The organism is Arthrobacter sp. FW306-1B-G06A, assembly GCF_058781765.1.
On record NZ_JBYSXB010000001.1, the window covers coordinates 63,197 to 75,879 of the forward strand.

10 protein-coding genes and 2 riboswitches are annotated in these 12,683 nt (G+C 64.9%); of the genes, 2 read left to right on the plus strand and 8 right to left on the minus strand.

Annotated features, from left to right (window positions below; all coding sequences use genetic code 11):
* Window positions 1–237: 237 nt before the first annotated feature.
* The 6 genes from AC3WJM_RS00295 to AC3WJM_RS00320 all read right to left on the minus strand — a co-directional run bounded on the left by AC3WJM_RS00295 (window position 238) and on the right by AC3WJM_RS00320 (window position 9,184).
* Window positions 238–1,668, minus strand: a complete 1,431-nt coding sequence (locus tag AC3WJM_RS00295; RefSeq protein WP_284989608.1) for an L-serine ammonia-lyase — start codon at window positions 1,666–1,668, stop codon at window positions 238–240.
* 237 nt (window positions 1,669–1,905) lie between these two features.
* Window positions 1,906–3,243 carry a serine hydroxymethyltransferase gene (glyA, locus tag AC3WJM_RS00300; protein ID WP_492270956.1) on the minus strand — a complete coding sequence of 446 codons (1,338 nt, stop codon included), beginning with the start codon at window positions 3,241–3,243 and terminating at the stop codon, window positions 1,906–1,908.
* Window positions 3,240–3,623 (minus strand): glycine cleavage system protein GcvH, encoded by a 384-nt coding sequence (gcvH, locus tag AC3WJM_RS00305; protein ID WP_059388212.1) that lies wholly within the window; start codon window positions 3,621–3,623, stop codon window positions 3,240–3,242. The genes glyA and gcvH overlap by 4 nt, the downstream gene beginning before the upstream one ends.
* A 531-nt stretch (window positions 3,624–4,154) precedes the next feature.
* Window positions 4,155–5,288: a glycine cleavage system aminomethyltransferase GcvT gene (gene gcvT, locus AC3WJM_RS00310; RefSeq protein ID WP_492270957.1), complete on the minus strand. Its 1,134-nt coding sequence runs from the start codon at window positions 5,286–5,288 to the stop codon at window positions 4,155–4,157.
* 13 nt (window positions 5,289–5,301) lie between these two features.
* Entirely contained in the window at window positions 5,302–8,187 is a 2,886-nt protein-coding gene (gene gcvP, locus AC3WJM_RS00315) for an aminomethyl-transferring glycine dehydrogenase (RefSeq protein ID WP_492270958.1), read from the minus strand.
* Between the two features lie 51 nt (window positions 8,188–8,238).
* Window positions 8,239–8,346, minus strand: a riboswitch (glycine riboswitch).
* Window position 8,347: 1 nt separating this feature from the next.
* Window positions 8,348–8,445, minus strand: a riboswitch (glycine riboswitch).
* A gap of 190 nt (window positions 8,446–8,635) precedes the next feature.
* A complete protein-coding gene (locus AC3WJM_RS00320; protein WP_059388215.1) occupies window positions 8,636–9,184 on the minus strand; it encodes a TetR/AcrR family transcriptional regulator in 549 nt (182 codons plus the stop codon).
* Window positions 9,185–9,266: 82 nt separating this feature from the next.
* On the opposite strand from AC3WJM_RS00320, the gene AC3WJM_RS00325 reads away from it, so the two are divergent.
* Window positions 9,267–10,808 carry an MFS transporter gene (locus AC3WJM_RS00325; protein ID WP_492270959.1) on the plus strand — a complete coding sequence of 514 codons (1,542 nt, stop codon included), beginning with the start codon at window positions 9,267–9,269 and terminating at the stop codon, window positions 10,806–10,808.
* Window positions 10,809–10,815: 7 nt separating this feature from the next.
* Here the strand turns inward: AC3WJM_RS00325 and AC3WJM_RS00330 are convergent, their stop codons facing one another.
* The gene (locus tag AC3WJM_RS00330) at window positions 10,816–11,649 is read right to left on the minus strand and encodes a sigma-70 family RNA polymerase sigma factor (RefSeq protein WP_284989602.1); all 834 of its coding nucleotides are present in this window, start codon (window positions 11,647–11,649) and stop codon (window positions 10,816–10,818) included.
* A 176-nt stretch (window positions 11,650–11,825) separates the two neighbouring features.
* On the opposite strand from AC3WJM_RS00330, the gene AC3WJM_RS00335 reads away from it, so the two are divergent.
* Window positions 11,826–12,425, plus strand: a complete 600-nt coding sequence (locus AC3WJM_RS00335; protein WP_059388216.1) for a hypothetical protein — start codon at window positions 11,826–11,828, stop codon at window positions 12,423–12,425.
* Between the two features lie 8 nt (window positions 12,426–12,433).
* On the opposite strand, the gene AC3WJM_RS00340 is transcribed toward AC3WJM_RS00335, so the two are convergent.
* Window positions 12,434–12,682, minus strand: a complete 249-nt coding sequence (locus AC3WJM_RS00340) for a carbon storage regulator (RefSeq protein WP_284989600.1) — start codon at window positions 12,680–12,682, stop codon at window positions 12,434–12,436.
* Between the last annotated feature and the right edge of the window lies 1 nt (window position 12,683).

The window sequence follows — 12,683 nt, forward strand, 5'->3', positions numbered from 1 at the left end:
ATTTCTCACAGCCGCGGCAAAGGTTCCCCAAAGTCCGCAGCTATCCGGGCAACGGAAAGTGGTTACAACGAAAGCCGAACCAGGAGGATCCGTTGATCGTCTACCGCCCCCTTCCGCCGCTCACCACCGGCCGCAGCAACAGCTGGTGGTCGGTATTCGCCGCCATGGCATCCGCAGCATTGCTGGGCCCCGCTTGGCCATCCGGTGGCCGCCGCCTCGAATATCAAGAAGCGGCGGTCAGCACTCCACGACGTTGACGGCGAGGCCGCCCATGGCGGTTTCCTTGTATTTGGAGGACATGTCCTTGCCGGTCTCGCGCATGGTCACGATGACCTCGTCCAAGGAGACGCGATGGGTGCCGTCCCCCCAGAGCGCCATCTTCGCCGCGTTGATGGCCTTCGCCGCTGCGATCGCGTTGCGTTCGATGCACGGGATCTGCACGAGTCCGCCGATCGGGTCGCAGGTTAGTCCGAGGTTGTGTTCCATTGCGATCTCGGCAGCGTTTTCCACCTGTCCCGGGGAGCCGCCCATGACTTCGGCCAATCCGGCGGCGGCCATCGAGGAAGCGGAGCCGACCTCGCCCTGGCAGCCCACTTCGGCGCCGGAGATCGAGGCCTGCTCCTTGTAGAGCACCCCGACGGCGCCCGCGGCGAGCAGGAACTTCACCACGACGTCGTCGCGGTCCTGTTGCGTGGCCTTGTCCATGCCGGGGGCGAAATGCAGGGCGTAGTACAGCACGGCAGGAATGATCCCGGCGGCGCCGTTGGTGGGCGCGGTGACCACGCGGCCGCCCGAGGCGTTTTCCTCGTTCACGGCCAACGCGATCAGGTTCACCCATTCCTGCCAGTACTTCGGATCCCGGTAGTCAGGGTCCTGGTCTTTGGTTTCCTTCAGGAGGCGCTCATGCCAGTCCGGGGCCCGACGGCGGACCTTCAGTCCGCCGGGCAGCACGCCTTCGCGCTTGAGGGACGTTTCAACACAGGCCTCCATGACGGACCAGATGTGCAGCAGGCCTTCGCGGATTTCCTCTTCGGTGCGGGAGGCGCGTTCGTTGATGAACATGATGTCCGAGATGCCAAGCCCCTTGGAGGAGCAACGGCCCATGAGTTCAGCGGCAGTACGGAAGGGCAGCGGGAGTTCCTTCTTGGACTCCTCCAGTTCCTTCTGGGCCGCGTCCTCTTCACCCTCCCGGACGATGAAACCACCGCCCACGGAAAAGAACGTGGCCTCGTGCAGCACCTCGCCGTCGGCGTCGGACACGGAGAACTTCATCCCGTTCGTATGCCGGGGAAGAACCGTGAGCGGGTGCAGGATCATGTCCGCTTCCCCGTACGGCAGCGACACCCCCGATTCGGGATCGACGGCGCCGCAAAGGCTCAGCAGACCGGTCTCCGCGATCGACGCGAGCCGTTCCTCCACTTCCTCGGGGAGGATCTCCTCGGGATGGTAACCCTCCAGGCCCAGCAGCACCGCGGTCATGGTGCCGTGCCCCCGGCCCGTGGCAGCCAAGGAACCATACAGATCAACGCGCAGCGACGCCACCCGTTCCAGGGCACCGGAATCCTTCAGCTCACCCGCAAAGACCGCAGCAGCCCGCATCGGCCCCACGGTATGCGAACTCGAAGGACCAATCCCAATAGAGAAAAGATCGAAGACGCCAACAGCCATGGTCGGATTCCTTAGTTAGTTGTGGTCGGGTGGGGGCGAGTGAGCGGATTCCGCGAAGAAGGTGAGGGACGGAGCCCCTTCGGGTCCGACCTCCGGCAGCATGCGTCTAAGGGAGCATCACGTCCGCTCAGCGGGCGTCTATGCGACCGAGCATGCCGAGGAGGCCGAACCCGACGGGCCAAGGTGACCAAAAACCCGTCCGACCGGAACCCGACGGGCCAAGGCGACCAAAGACGGTCAGCCTAGGTTCGCGACGCCCGGGTAGAGCGGGTGCGCGGCGGCGAGTGCCTCCACGCGGTGACGCAGGCCGGAGAGGTCCGCGCCGGCGTCGGCGATCAGTGCCTCGGCGATGATGTCCGCAACTTCACGGAACGCCGCTTCACCGAAACCGCGTGTTGCCAATGCCGGGGTGCCGATCCGCAGGCCGGAGGTCACCATCGGCGGGCGCGGGTCGAACGGAACCGCGTTGCGGTTGACGGTGATTTCGATCGCGGCGAGGCGGTCCTCGGCCTGCTGGCCGTCGAGCTCGCAGTTGCGCAGGTCCACGAGCACCAGGTGCACGTCCGTGCCGCCGGAAATCACGGAGATCCCCTTGGCCGTGACGTCGGGCTGGACGAGGCGCTCGGCCAGGATCCGGGCACCGGCCAGCACACGTTCCTGGCGTTCCTTGAACTCTTCCGAACCGGCGATCTTGAAGGCCACGGCCTTGCCGGCGATCACGTGCTCCAACGGGCCGCCCTGCTGGCCCGGGAAGACCGCGGAGTTGATCTTCTTGGCGATGTCGGCGTCGTTGCTCAGGATGATGCCGCCGCGCGGACCGGCGAGGGTCTTGTGCGTCGTCGACGTCGTGACGTGCGCGTGCGGGACCGGGGAAGGGTGCAGGCCGGCGGCCACGAGGCCGGCGAAGTGCGCCATGTCCACCATGAGGTACGCGCCCACCAGGTCCGCGATGCGGCGGAACTCGGCGAAGTCCAGCTGGCGGGCATAGGCGGACCAGCCGGCCACGATCAGCGCCGGCTTGTGCTCGAGTGCCAGGCGCTCCACCTCGGCCATGTCGATCCGGTGGTCCTCTTCGCGGACCTGGTACGGGATCACGTTGTACAGGCGGCCGGAGAAGTTGATCCGCATGCCATGGGTCAGGTGCCCGCCGTGTGCCAGGTTCAGGCCCATGATGGTGTCGCCCGGCTTGATGAGGGCGTGCATCACCGAGGCGTTGGCCTGGGCACCGGAGTGCGGCTGCACGTTCGCGTACTCTGCGCCGAAGAGGGCCTTCACGCGGTCGATCGCAAGCTGCTCGATGACGTCCACGTGCTCGCAGCCACCGTAGTAGCGCTTGCCCGGGTAGCCCTCGGCATACTTGTTGGTCAGGACCGAGCCCTGCGCCTGCATGACAGCCACGGCGGTGTGGTTCTCGGACGCGATCATTTCCAGGCCCGAACGCTGACGGTTCAGCTCATCGTCGATCTTCGCCGCGATCTCCGGATCCAGCTCGGACAACACGGTGTCCAGGGACGGCGAAACTACCTGCTCGAACAGGGTGTTTCCGGTACCTGCGGCCCCGGTTGCGGCGCTCACAGCTCGCCACCGTTCTTGGAAGCGTATTCCTCCGCGGAAAGCAGCGGACCGTCGGACTCGGCGGCCACCTTGAAGAGCCACCCCGCACCATACGGATCGTTGTTGATCAGTGCGGGATCGTCGACGACGGCGGAGTTCACTTCCGTGACCTCGCCCGTCACCGGGGAGTACAGGTCCGAGACGGACTTGGTGGACTCAACCTCGCCGCAGGTCTCCCCCGCAGTCACAGCGGCACCGACCTCGGGCAAGTCAACGTACACAATGTCGCCGAGGGCGTCGGTGGCCACGGCGGAGATGCCGACAGACACAAGGTTGCCGGCTTCGCGGGCAACCCACTCGTGCTCGTCGGAGTACTGGAGTTCAGGTGCAACTTTTGCCATGTTTTTTCCTTTGCGTTGGTCTAAGAAAACAGTTGTGGTCAGGTTACGCGGCGGGGGCCGCCATCCTCTGCGTGCTGCTCCTTCGTCGCTTTGACGCACGCTGCCGGATGCCGCTCCCCCACCGCTAGAGGCTTGTTCAGTTTTCGGGGCCAACAGTTCCGGAAAAGAACGCTGGCCCTTTCGGGTTTAGTAGGTGACCCGTGGTTCCAGTAGGCCGATTCAGTTCCAGTGGGCCAACCTGCGGGAGGTAGCCCACCTTCCAAAAACCTAGGGCGATCGAACGCGACAGGTGCAGGTTCGCAACAGAGGCACCAAGGGTGAGCCGAGGTCCATACCGTTCGCCCTTCTGTTCGATAACCACCCATCAGTTCGATAACCAAAGGTGACGAGGACGGCCCCATCGGGACCGGCATCCGGCAGCGGGCGTCTAAGGGAGCGTCACGTCCGCTCAGCGGGCGTCTTTCGCGACCGAGCCCGCAGAGGATGTCGGTCCCGACGGGCTAAACGCAACCACGGTCACCCATCCGAAACTTATTTGGTCCGCTTATAGAACGGCAAGGCGACAACCTCAAACGGCTCGGACTTGCCGCGCAAGTCCACGTCCAGGGCCGTGCCCGGTTCGGCGTGTTCGACGTCGACGTAGGCCAACGCTACGGGGTAGCCGAGGGTGGGGCTGGGCTGGCCGGAGGTGACTTCGCCGACAACTGCGCCGTCCTTGAGGACCGGGTAATGGCTGCGGCCGGCGCGGCGGCCCAAGCCCTTGAGGCCAACCAGCTTGCGGCCGCTGGTGGAACCGGCGCCCTCAGCCTTCAGGGCTTCCAGGGCAGCGCGGCCTACGAAGTCGCTTTCCTTGGCGAGCGAGACAACAGGGCCCAGGCCTGCCGAGAAGGGGTTGCCTTCGCGGGAGAGCTCGTTGCCGTACAGCGGCATCCCGGCTTCGAGGCGCAGGGAGTCGCGTGAGGCCAGGCCGGCGGGGATCAGCTCGCCGTCCTCGGCAACGTCCGCGATTGCTTGCCACAGGGCGGCAGCGGCGTGGTTGTCCACGAAGATTTCGAAGCCGTCCTCGCCCGTGTAACCGGTGCGGGCGAGCAGCAGATCCGTGGTGTTCCCGGCAAAGGTGAAGGGCACCTCAACGGCGGCGTAGTACTTGAGCCCGGTGACGAGGGAGTGCTGTTCGGCCGGGACCAAGCGGAGGAGGATTGCCTCCGCTTTGGGGCCCTGGACGGCGATCAGCGAGGTTGCTGCGGAGGCGTCCTCGACGACGACGTCGAAGTTGGCTGCCCGCTGCGCCAGCGCCTCGGCGACAACCTTGGCGTTGCCGGCGTTCGGAACCACCAGGAACTTGGCGTCGCCACGGCGGTACGTGATGAGGTCGTCGATGATCCCGCCGTCTTCCTGACAGATCAGCGAGTACTTGGCCTTGCCAACCGACATGGCGGAGATCTTGCCCACCAAGGCGTAGTCCAGGAAAGCCGCGGCTTCCGGGCCGGTGACCCAGACTTCGCCCATGTGGGAAAGGTCGAACAAGCCGGCGGCGTTACGTACTGCGTGGTGTTCGGCCAGTTCGGAGGAGTATTTCAGGGGCATCTGCCAGCCACCGAAATCGGTGAAGGAAGCGCCGAGCTTCTTGTGCTCTTCGTAGAGCGCAGTGTAGTTCTCAGTCATCGTGAGGGGTCCTTTAGTTCTCGAAGGCTTCGATCGGCGGGCAGGAGCAGACCAGGTTGCGGTCGCCTGCGGCGCCGTCGATGCGGCCGACGGGCGGGAAGTACTTGTCCTGCTTGAGGTGGTGGACCGGGAAGACGGCCTGCTCGCGGGAGTACTCACGGTTCCAGTCCGAGGAGACGACGGCGGCCGCGGTGTGCGGTGCGTGGCGCAGCGGGCTGTTCTCCACCGTGAAGTCGCCGTGGGCAACCTGGTCGATTTCCTTGCGGATGGTGATCATGGCTTCGATGAAGCGGTCGATCTCCCCAAGGTCCTCGGACTCCGTGGGCTCCACCATCAGTGTGCCCGCTACCGGGAACGCCAGGGTCGGTGCGTGGAAGCCGTAGTCGATGAGGCGCTTGGCCACATCCTCGGCGGTGACGCCGGTCTTGGCCGTCAGTTCGCGCAGGTCAAGGATGCACTCGTGGGCCACGAGTCCGCCTTCACCGGTGTAGAGGACCGGGAAGTACTCGTTCAGGCGCGAGGCGATGTAGTTCGCAGCGAGCAGCGCGGACTTCGTGGCCTCGGTGAGGCCTTCGCCGCCCATGAGCTTCACGTAGGCCCAGGAAATCGGCAACACACCCGCGGAGCCGTAACGCGAAGCGGAAATCGCAACGCCAGTCCCTGGCAAAGAAGCGCCGTCTTCGTGCGCTGCCTTGTTGGCATCGCCCGGCATGAAGGGTGCCAGGTGTGCCTTGGCCGCGACCGGGCCGACGCCGGGTCCGCCGCCGCCGTGCGGGATGCAGAAGGTCTTGTGCAGGTTCAGGTGGGAGACGTCGCCGCCGAACTTGCCCGGCTGGGCCAGGCCAACCAGGGCGTTCAGGTTCGCGCCGTCAACGTACACCTGGCCGCCGGCCGCGTGCACCGAGTCGCAGATTTCGCGGACGTCGGCGTCGTACACGCCGTGCGTGGACGGGTAGGTGATCATGATCGCCGAAAGGACATCCTTGTTAGCGTCGATCTTGGCCTGCAGGTCCGCGTGGTCGATCGTGCCATCGGCAGCCGTGGCCACCACGACCACTTTCATGCCGGCCAGCACCGCCGAGGCTGCGTTGGTGCCGTGGGCCGAAGCCGGGATGAGGCAGACGTTGCGCTGCAGGTCCCCGCGGGAGTGGTGGTAGCCGCGGATGGCCAGCAGGCCCGCGAGTTCGCCCTGGGAACCGGCGTTGGGCTGGATGGAGACCTGGTCGTAACCGGTGATCTCCGTCAGGTCAGCTTCCAGATCTTCGATCAGTTCGCGCCAGCCCTCGGTCTGGGAATCCGGGGCAAAGGGGTGGATCGAGGCGAATTCCGGCCAGGAGATGGCTTCCATCTCGGCGGTGGCGTTCAGCTTCATGGTGCACGAACCCAGCGGGATCATGGTGCGGTCCAGCGCCAGGTCACGGTCCGACAGCTTGCGGATGTAGCGCAGCAGCTGGGTCTCGGAACGGTGCGTGTTGAACACCGGGTGCTGCAGGTAGTCCGAAGAACGCTCGACGGCGGCCTCCAGCGCGAAACCCTCACCGGACTCAAGTAGCTCAGCACCAAACACCGCGACGACACCAAAAGCATCAAGGACGCCGCCGACGATTTCCTTTGTTGTTGTCTCGTCAACCGAGACGCCAACAGTGTCGGCGTCGATGCCGCGCAGGTTGATGCCCTTGGCCTCGGCGGCTGCAACGATCTCGGCAGCCTTGCCCGGGACCCGGACGGTGACGGTGTCGAAGAAGCTGCCGTGCAGGACCTCAAGGCCCGCGCCCTTCAGCGACCCTGCCAGGGTGCGGGCGTGGTTGTGGGCGGTCTCGGCAATCGCCTTCAGGCCGTCGGGGCCGTGGTAGACGGCGTACATCGAGGACACGATGGCCAACAGTGCCTGCGCGGTGCAGATGTTGGACGTCGCCTTCTCGCGGCGGATGTGCTGCTCGCGGGTCTGGAGGGCGAGGCGATAGGCGGGAGTGCCGGCGTCGTCCTTGGAAACGCCCACCAAGCGGCCCGGCATGGAACGCTCGAGGCCCTTCTGGACGGCCATGTACGCGGCGTGCGGGCCGCCAAAGAACAGCGGCACGCCGAAGCGCTGGGTGGAGCCGACCGCGATGTCGGCACCCTGCTCGCCCGGAGGTGTGATCAAGGTGAGGGCGAGGAGGTCCGCGGCGACGGTAACCAGGGCGCCGCGTTCCTTGGCGGCGGCAATCACGGCGGAGTGGTCGAACACCCGGCCCGAAACGCCCGGCTGCTGCAGCACGATGCCGTTGATGTCGCCCTCGGGCAGGCCCCGGGACAGGTCAGCGATCTCCACCTCAAAGCCCAGCGCCTCGGCGCGGCCCTTCACGATGGCAATCGTCTGCGGGAGGCAATCGGCGTCGAGCACGGTCTTGCCGTCGTGGGCGGTCTTGTTCTTGTTGGCGCGTCGCATCATGAGGACCGCTTCGGCGACGGCGGTGGCTTCGTCCAGGAGGGAAGCGTTGGCGATGGGCAGGCCCACGAGGTCCTGGACCATGGTCTGGAAGTTCAGCAGCGCCTCGAGGCGGCCCTGGGAAATTTCCGGCTGGTACGGGGTGTACGCCGTGTACCAGGCCGGGGATTCGAGGATGTTGCGGCGGATCACCGGCGGAGTGACAGTGTCGTAATAGCCCTGGCCGATCATCTGCACGGCCGTCTTGTTCTTGGCCGCCAGCTTGCGCAGCTCGGCCAGGACCTCGACCTCGCTGAGGGCGTTCTGGAGCGTCAATGCGACATCCTGGCGGATGTCATTGGGAACCGCGGTGTCTACGAGCGAATCGACACTGTCGTAGCCAACAGACTTGAGCATGATGTCAATGTCGGCCTGGCGCCGGGCGCCGATATGCCGGTCAACGAACGTAGTGGAGGTTGAACTAACCGTCACGAAGGAACTCCATTAATAAGGCGGCGTGGGCACGCCACAGCTAATCGGGTTCCTCCCCGCTCTGTATTGGACCTGAGAGTTTCCGCGAAACCGTGCTTGTGGCACTGTTCCGCTTGCACCGTCGGTGAGCACGCGTCAGCGCACTGCTTTCCAGAGTTGCCTTGCCGCGGCGGTGCGTGGGCCTGAGAGATTCCTGGGGAGGATTTGCTCCTACGGCGCCTGCATCACATGCCTGCAGGACTCTCCCGCCGCAGATCAAAGGCGTATTTAGTTGTATGAATCGGATTGTGGTTGCCGGTGACGGCTGCCACAACTCCCAATTGTCCTATGGACTGCCCGCGTCCGCAAATGTGGTCACCGAGCCGACTGACTTTCCCAGCTGACTCGCACTAGATGTCGTTTTGGAGCCTCTAAACGACAACAACTGCGAGCCAGTTGGGCCGCGCCATTAGTCACGGAGGCGGTCGACGGCGGCCAGCAGCGCACCGACGTCGGCGCTCCTTGCGCTGGCCTTGACTTCCGTATCGCCGGCACCGCCTTCGAGCATTGCGTTGAAGTAAAGTCCATCGCCCATGTACCGGACAGCTTTGGCCATCTCGGGCCCCACTTCCTCCGCGAGCACATCGAGCCATTGTTGCTGGATCCCCGCGAAGCGCCTTCGGGTTTCTTCATGGGCTACTTCCGCGAGCCGCGTGGCTGCCACGAACACCCGGTCCAAGGGGGTGTCCGCCCACAGGGAAGACTTGATGAAGAACGCGGCCGCACCTTCGGGGGCCGCCTTCATTGCCGCGATGTCCAGCGCAGCCAGCCCGTCCATGCGTTCGAGCAAGGAGCTGATCATGGCTTCTTTGTTGGGGAAATGGTAGAGCAAACCGCCCTTGGAAACGCCGGCGCGCTTGGCGACGGCATCCAGGGTGGCAGCCCGCTCCCCTACCTCGATCAGCAGGGCTTCAAAGGCATCCAGGACAGCGTCCCGGGCAATAGGTTTTCGCGGCATGGTGTCCATCATCCCTTAGTTCGATGCGGCAGGTCGTTGAGTCAGATTGAAACTATACCGTCCAGACGGTACAGTTATCTTCATGTTCACGCCGTCCACTACCCAGCACCCCCGTACCTCTTCGATCCAATCCGCCCCGTGGCGCGATTGGGCTGCCTTGGCACTCCTGATGTTCCCGGTGCTGCTGGTGGCTGTGGACAATACGGCGCTGACGTTTGCCCTGCCGGAAATCGCCCGGTCGCTGGAAGTCGGGGGCGTGCAGCTGCTGTGGGTCGTGGATGCCTATCCGCTGGTGCTCGCAGCGCTTTTGGTGTCCATGGGAAACCTGGGAGACAGGATCGGCCGCCGCCGCTTGCTGTTGATCGGCAGCACAGGCTTCGCCGCGGTTTCCGCGGCCACCGCGTTCGCGCCGTCGGCTGAGTGGCTCATTGCCGGACGCGCCAGCATGGGCATCTTCGGAGCCATGCTCATGCCGTCCACGCTGTCCTTGATCCGCAACATCTTCCCGGACCCGAACCGCCGCCGGCTCGCCGTGGCCGTGTGGGCAGCGGGATTCTCCGGCGGCGCCGCGCTCGGGCCGATCTTCGGTGGTTGGCTCGTGGAGCATTTCTGGTGGGGAGCCGTGTTCCTGGTTGCCGTGCCACTTTTGCTGCCGCTGCTCGCCTTCGGCCCCTTCCTCATCCCCGAGTCCAAGGACCGCAATCCGGGAAAGCCCGACCTTCCCAGCGTCGTGCTCTCCATCTTCACCATGGCCCCGGTGGTTTTTGGCATCAAGGAGGCCGCCGTGCACGGTTTTGGCCCCGGACCCGCGGCATTCATGGCGTTCGGCCTGGCCATGGGAATTGTCTTCGTCCGCAGGCAGCGCTCATTGGCATCGCCTATGTTGGACGTTCGGCTTTTCCGGAACAAGGTCTTCAGCACGGCCATCACGGCCAACGTCTTGTCCTTGTTCTCCATGACCGGCTTCATCTACTTCTTCGCGCAGCACTTGCAGCTCGTGGAAGGCCAATCCCCCATGCAGGCGGGGATCGCGATGGTTCCGGCCCTGCTGGCCACCATCGTGGCGGGCCTGGTGGTGGTTCCGCTGGTCAAGCGGATCCGCCCGGGCCTGGTGGTGGCATCGGGCCTGGCACTGAGCGCAGTGGGATACCTGGTGGCCGCCCTGGGCAACCACAGCCAGGGGCCAGGGTACCTTTTGACGGCACTCCTGCTGCTGGCCATCGGGGTCGGCTCAGCGGAGACCATCTCCAATGACCTGATCCTCGGCGCGGTTCCCGCCGATAAAGCGGGTGCTGCATCGGCGATCTCCGAAACGGGTTACGAACTCGGATCACTGCTGGGCACAGCCGTGCTTGGCTCCATCCTGACCGCGTCCTACCAACACCACTTGTTGCTTCCTGGCGAATTGTCCGGCCACGCGGCCGAACGCTCGAGGGAGACGCTCGCCGGAGCCGTGGACGCGGCGGCCACGCTGCCCCAACCATTGGGCGATGCCCTCACCGCGGCGGCACGTGCCGCCTTTGAATCGGGGGTCCACATCACAGCGGCGATCGGGCTCGTCCTGATGGCGGGAGCGGCAGTCCTTGCCGCCGTCGTGCTCCGCCGCGTGCCGACCGCAAAGTAGGCGGAGGCTAGACGGCCCGGTTCAACGCAGCATCAGGCGAGCTGAAACTCCGGGTGATTCCGCCCAGGGTGGCGGTGGCGAGGGTGGAGAGGTAGTCGTGCCGGCGTCGGGCGGTAATGCGCGATTGGGGCTCGAAGGATTGCCCGGGATCGTCCGCGTAATGCGCGGACAGCCCGTCGCGCATGAGGCGGATACCCTCGGCGCGCTGTTGGGAGACCGCGGCGTGGGTGGACCCGAGTTCCTCGGCGAGTTCCTTGACGGTCCGCCCGCCGAAGTAGATCTCCTCGACGACGTAACGCATCTTCTCCGGCAGGGCCTCGACGGCGGCGCGAAGGTACTTGAGTCGCTCATCGGCAAGGACCGAATGCTCCGGGGAGATGGTCTCCGCCGCGACGGTGTCCACGACGACGTCGTCCAGCGGCGACAGGGTCCGCGCGGCATCGGCCAGGGCGGCTTCCACCACGCTTCGTTCGACACCCAGGGCCGATGCGGTCTCGGCGACCGAAGGCGTGCGGCCAAGGACCCCGGAGAGCGTCTCCTGGACCGACATGGTTTCCTTGATGCGTTTGCGCGCTGACCGGGTGGCCCAGTCGCTGGCCCGCATCTCGTCCGCGAAGGCTCCGACGATCCGGCGGCGCGCAAACGCGCCGAAGGGGACTCCGAGGTTCGGATCGAAGGAATCGGCAGACGTTATCAACGCCACGGAACCCACCGACGCGAAATCGTCGCGCGACAAATGAGAAGCTCTCGCGCAGAGCTCCGACACCAAATAGCCAACGAGCGGCAAGTGCTGCAGCACCAACTCGTTGCGTTCTTCGCGATTCAAAATTAGTCCCCCCATGAGACCTGTTTATTGAGTTGCCAAGCCTGGTTCCAGGGGCTTCATGGGCAAGCTGCTGAGACGGTGCAACGTGCCGAAGATTACATGGAACAGACATGTATTCAGTGAACATACCATCTGGAAAATAACAATGCGTGTACGCTCATGAAAAAGATAGAAAAACAGGACTCGGAACCATGTTCCGAGTCCAAACCGGGGAATGGGGAACCGTGGGGGCGGATGAGCTTTCGGCGACGCTGTGGCGTGAGCGGAGACAGCTGGAACTGCTGTTGTACCGGCTTGAAACACAGCTGCTGCACGTTCGGGCAGGCAACTGGCATTGGTTGAAGTTCGCTGCCGCTGACGTGGAAAAGGTCCTGGAAAACCTTCGTTTCGACACGCTTGCCCGGAACATCGAATCGTCGGCCGTGGCTATTGAATGGCGGCTGTCGGCCAACGCCACGCTGCCGATGATCGCTTCAGTGGCCCCGCCCGGAGTCTGGCCGGAACTGCTGCAAGAACACCACCGTGAGCTGGTCCAGGTGCTCAAGCAAGTCGAAACAACCGCGGCGGCCAACGTCGAGGCTCTCCAGATGGGGCTGCAAGGGGCCGGGAACCCGCCGCTTGGCTCCGTTCAGCCCGGCGACGCAGCCCCGGCAGCGCCGGGAGCGGTCGCGTGTGCGGACACGGTGGATGACGTGATGCTGCTTGCGGAAAACGCCAATATCGAACGGGCCTTGGCCGTGACCAGGGATTGCTCGCTGCCGCTCCTCAGGGAGTTCCTGGGGCTGGAGTAGTACCCGGCCTAGTCCTTGCCCGGTTTCCGGACAGGCGGGCGCAGCCCGGCAACGAGCTCCTCGGCTTCGGGGCCGGCCTGGGCAGCAGCGAGGTTGGCAGCGGCGATCGCCTCGACCACTTCGCGACGCTGGATGGACACCCCTCGGGGTGCCTCGATCCCGATCCGCACGCCGTCGCCGCGGCCTTCCATGACGGTGATGACAATGTCCTCACCAATCATGATCTGTTCGCCCGGCTTGCGTGTCAGTACCAGCATG

What these genes read in the sequence shown, in the direction of transcription:
- AC3WJM_RS00325 (WP_492270959.1), top strand. Translation starts at nt 9,267, where the DNA reads ATGTTCACGCCGTCCACTACCCAGCACCCCCGTACCTCTTCGATCCAA.
- AC3WJM_RS00295 (WP_284989608.1), bottom strand. Translation starts at nt 1,668, where the DNA reads ATGGCTGTTGGCGTCTTCGATCTTTTCTCTATTGGGATTGGTCCTTCG.
- AC3WJM_RS00335 (WP_059388216.1), top strand. Translation starts at nt 11,826, where the DNA reads ATGTTCCGAGTCCAAACCGGGGAATGGGGAACCGTGGGGGCGGATGAG.
- gcvT (WP_492270957.1), bottom strand. Translation starts at nt 5,288, where the DNA reads ATGACTGAGAACTACACTGCGCTCTACGAAGAGCACAAGAAGCTCGGC.
- AC3WJM_RS00330 (WP_284989602.1), bottom strand. Translation starts at nt 11,649, where the DNA reads ATGGGGGGACTAATTTTGAATCGCGAAGAACGCAACGAGTTGGTGCTG.
- gcvH (WP_059388212.1), bottom strand. Translation starts at nt 3,623, where the DNA reads ATGGCAAAAGTTGCACCTGAACTCCAGTACTCCGACGAGCACGAGTGG.
- AC3WJM_RS00340 (WP_284989600.1), bottom strand. Translation starts at nt 12,682, where the DNA reads ATGCTGGTACTGACACGCAAGCCGGGCGAACAGATCATGATTGGTGAG.
- AC3WJM_RS00320 (WP_059388215.1), bottom strand. Translation starts at nt 9,184, where the DNA reads ATGCCGCGAAAACCTATTGCCCGGGACGCTGTCCTGGATGCCTTTGAA.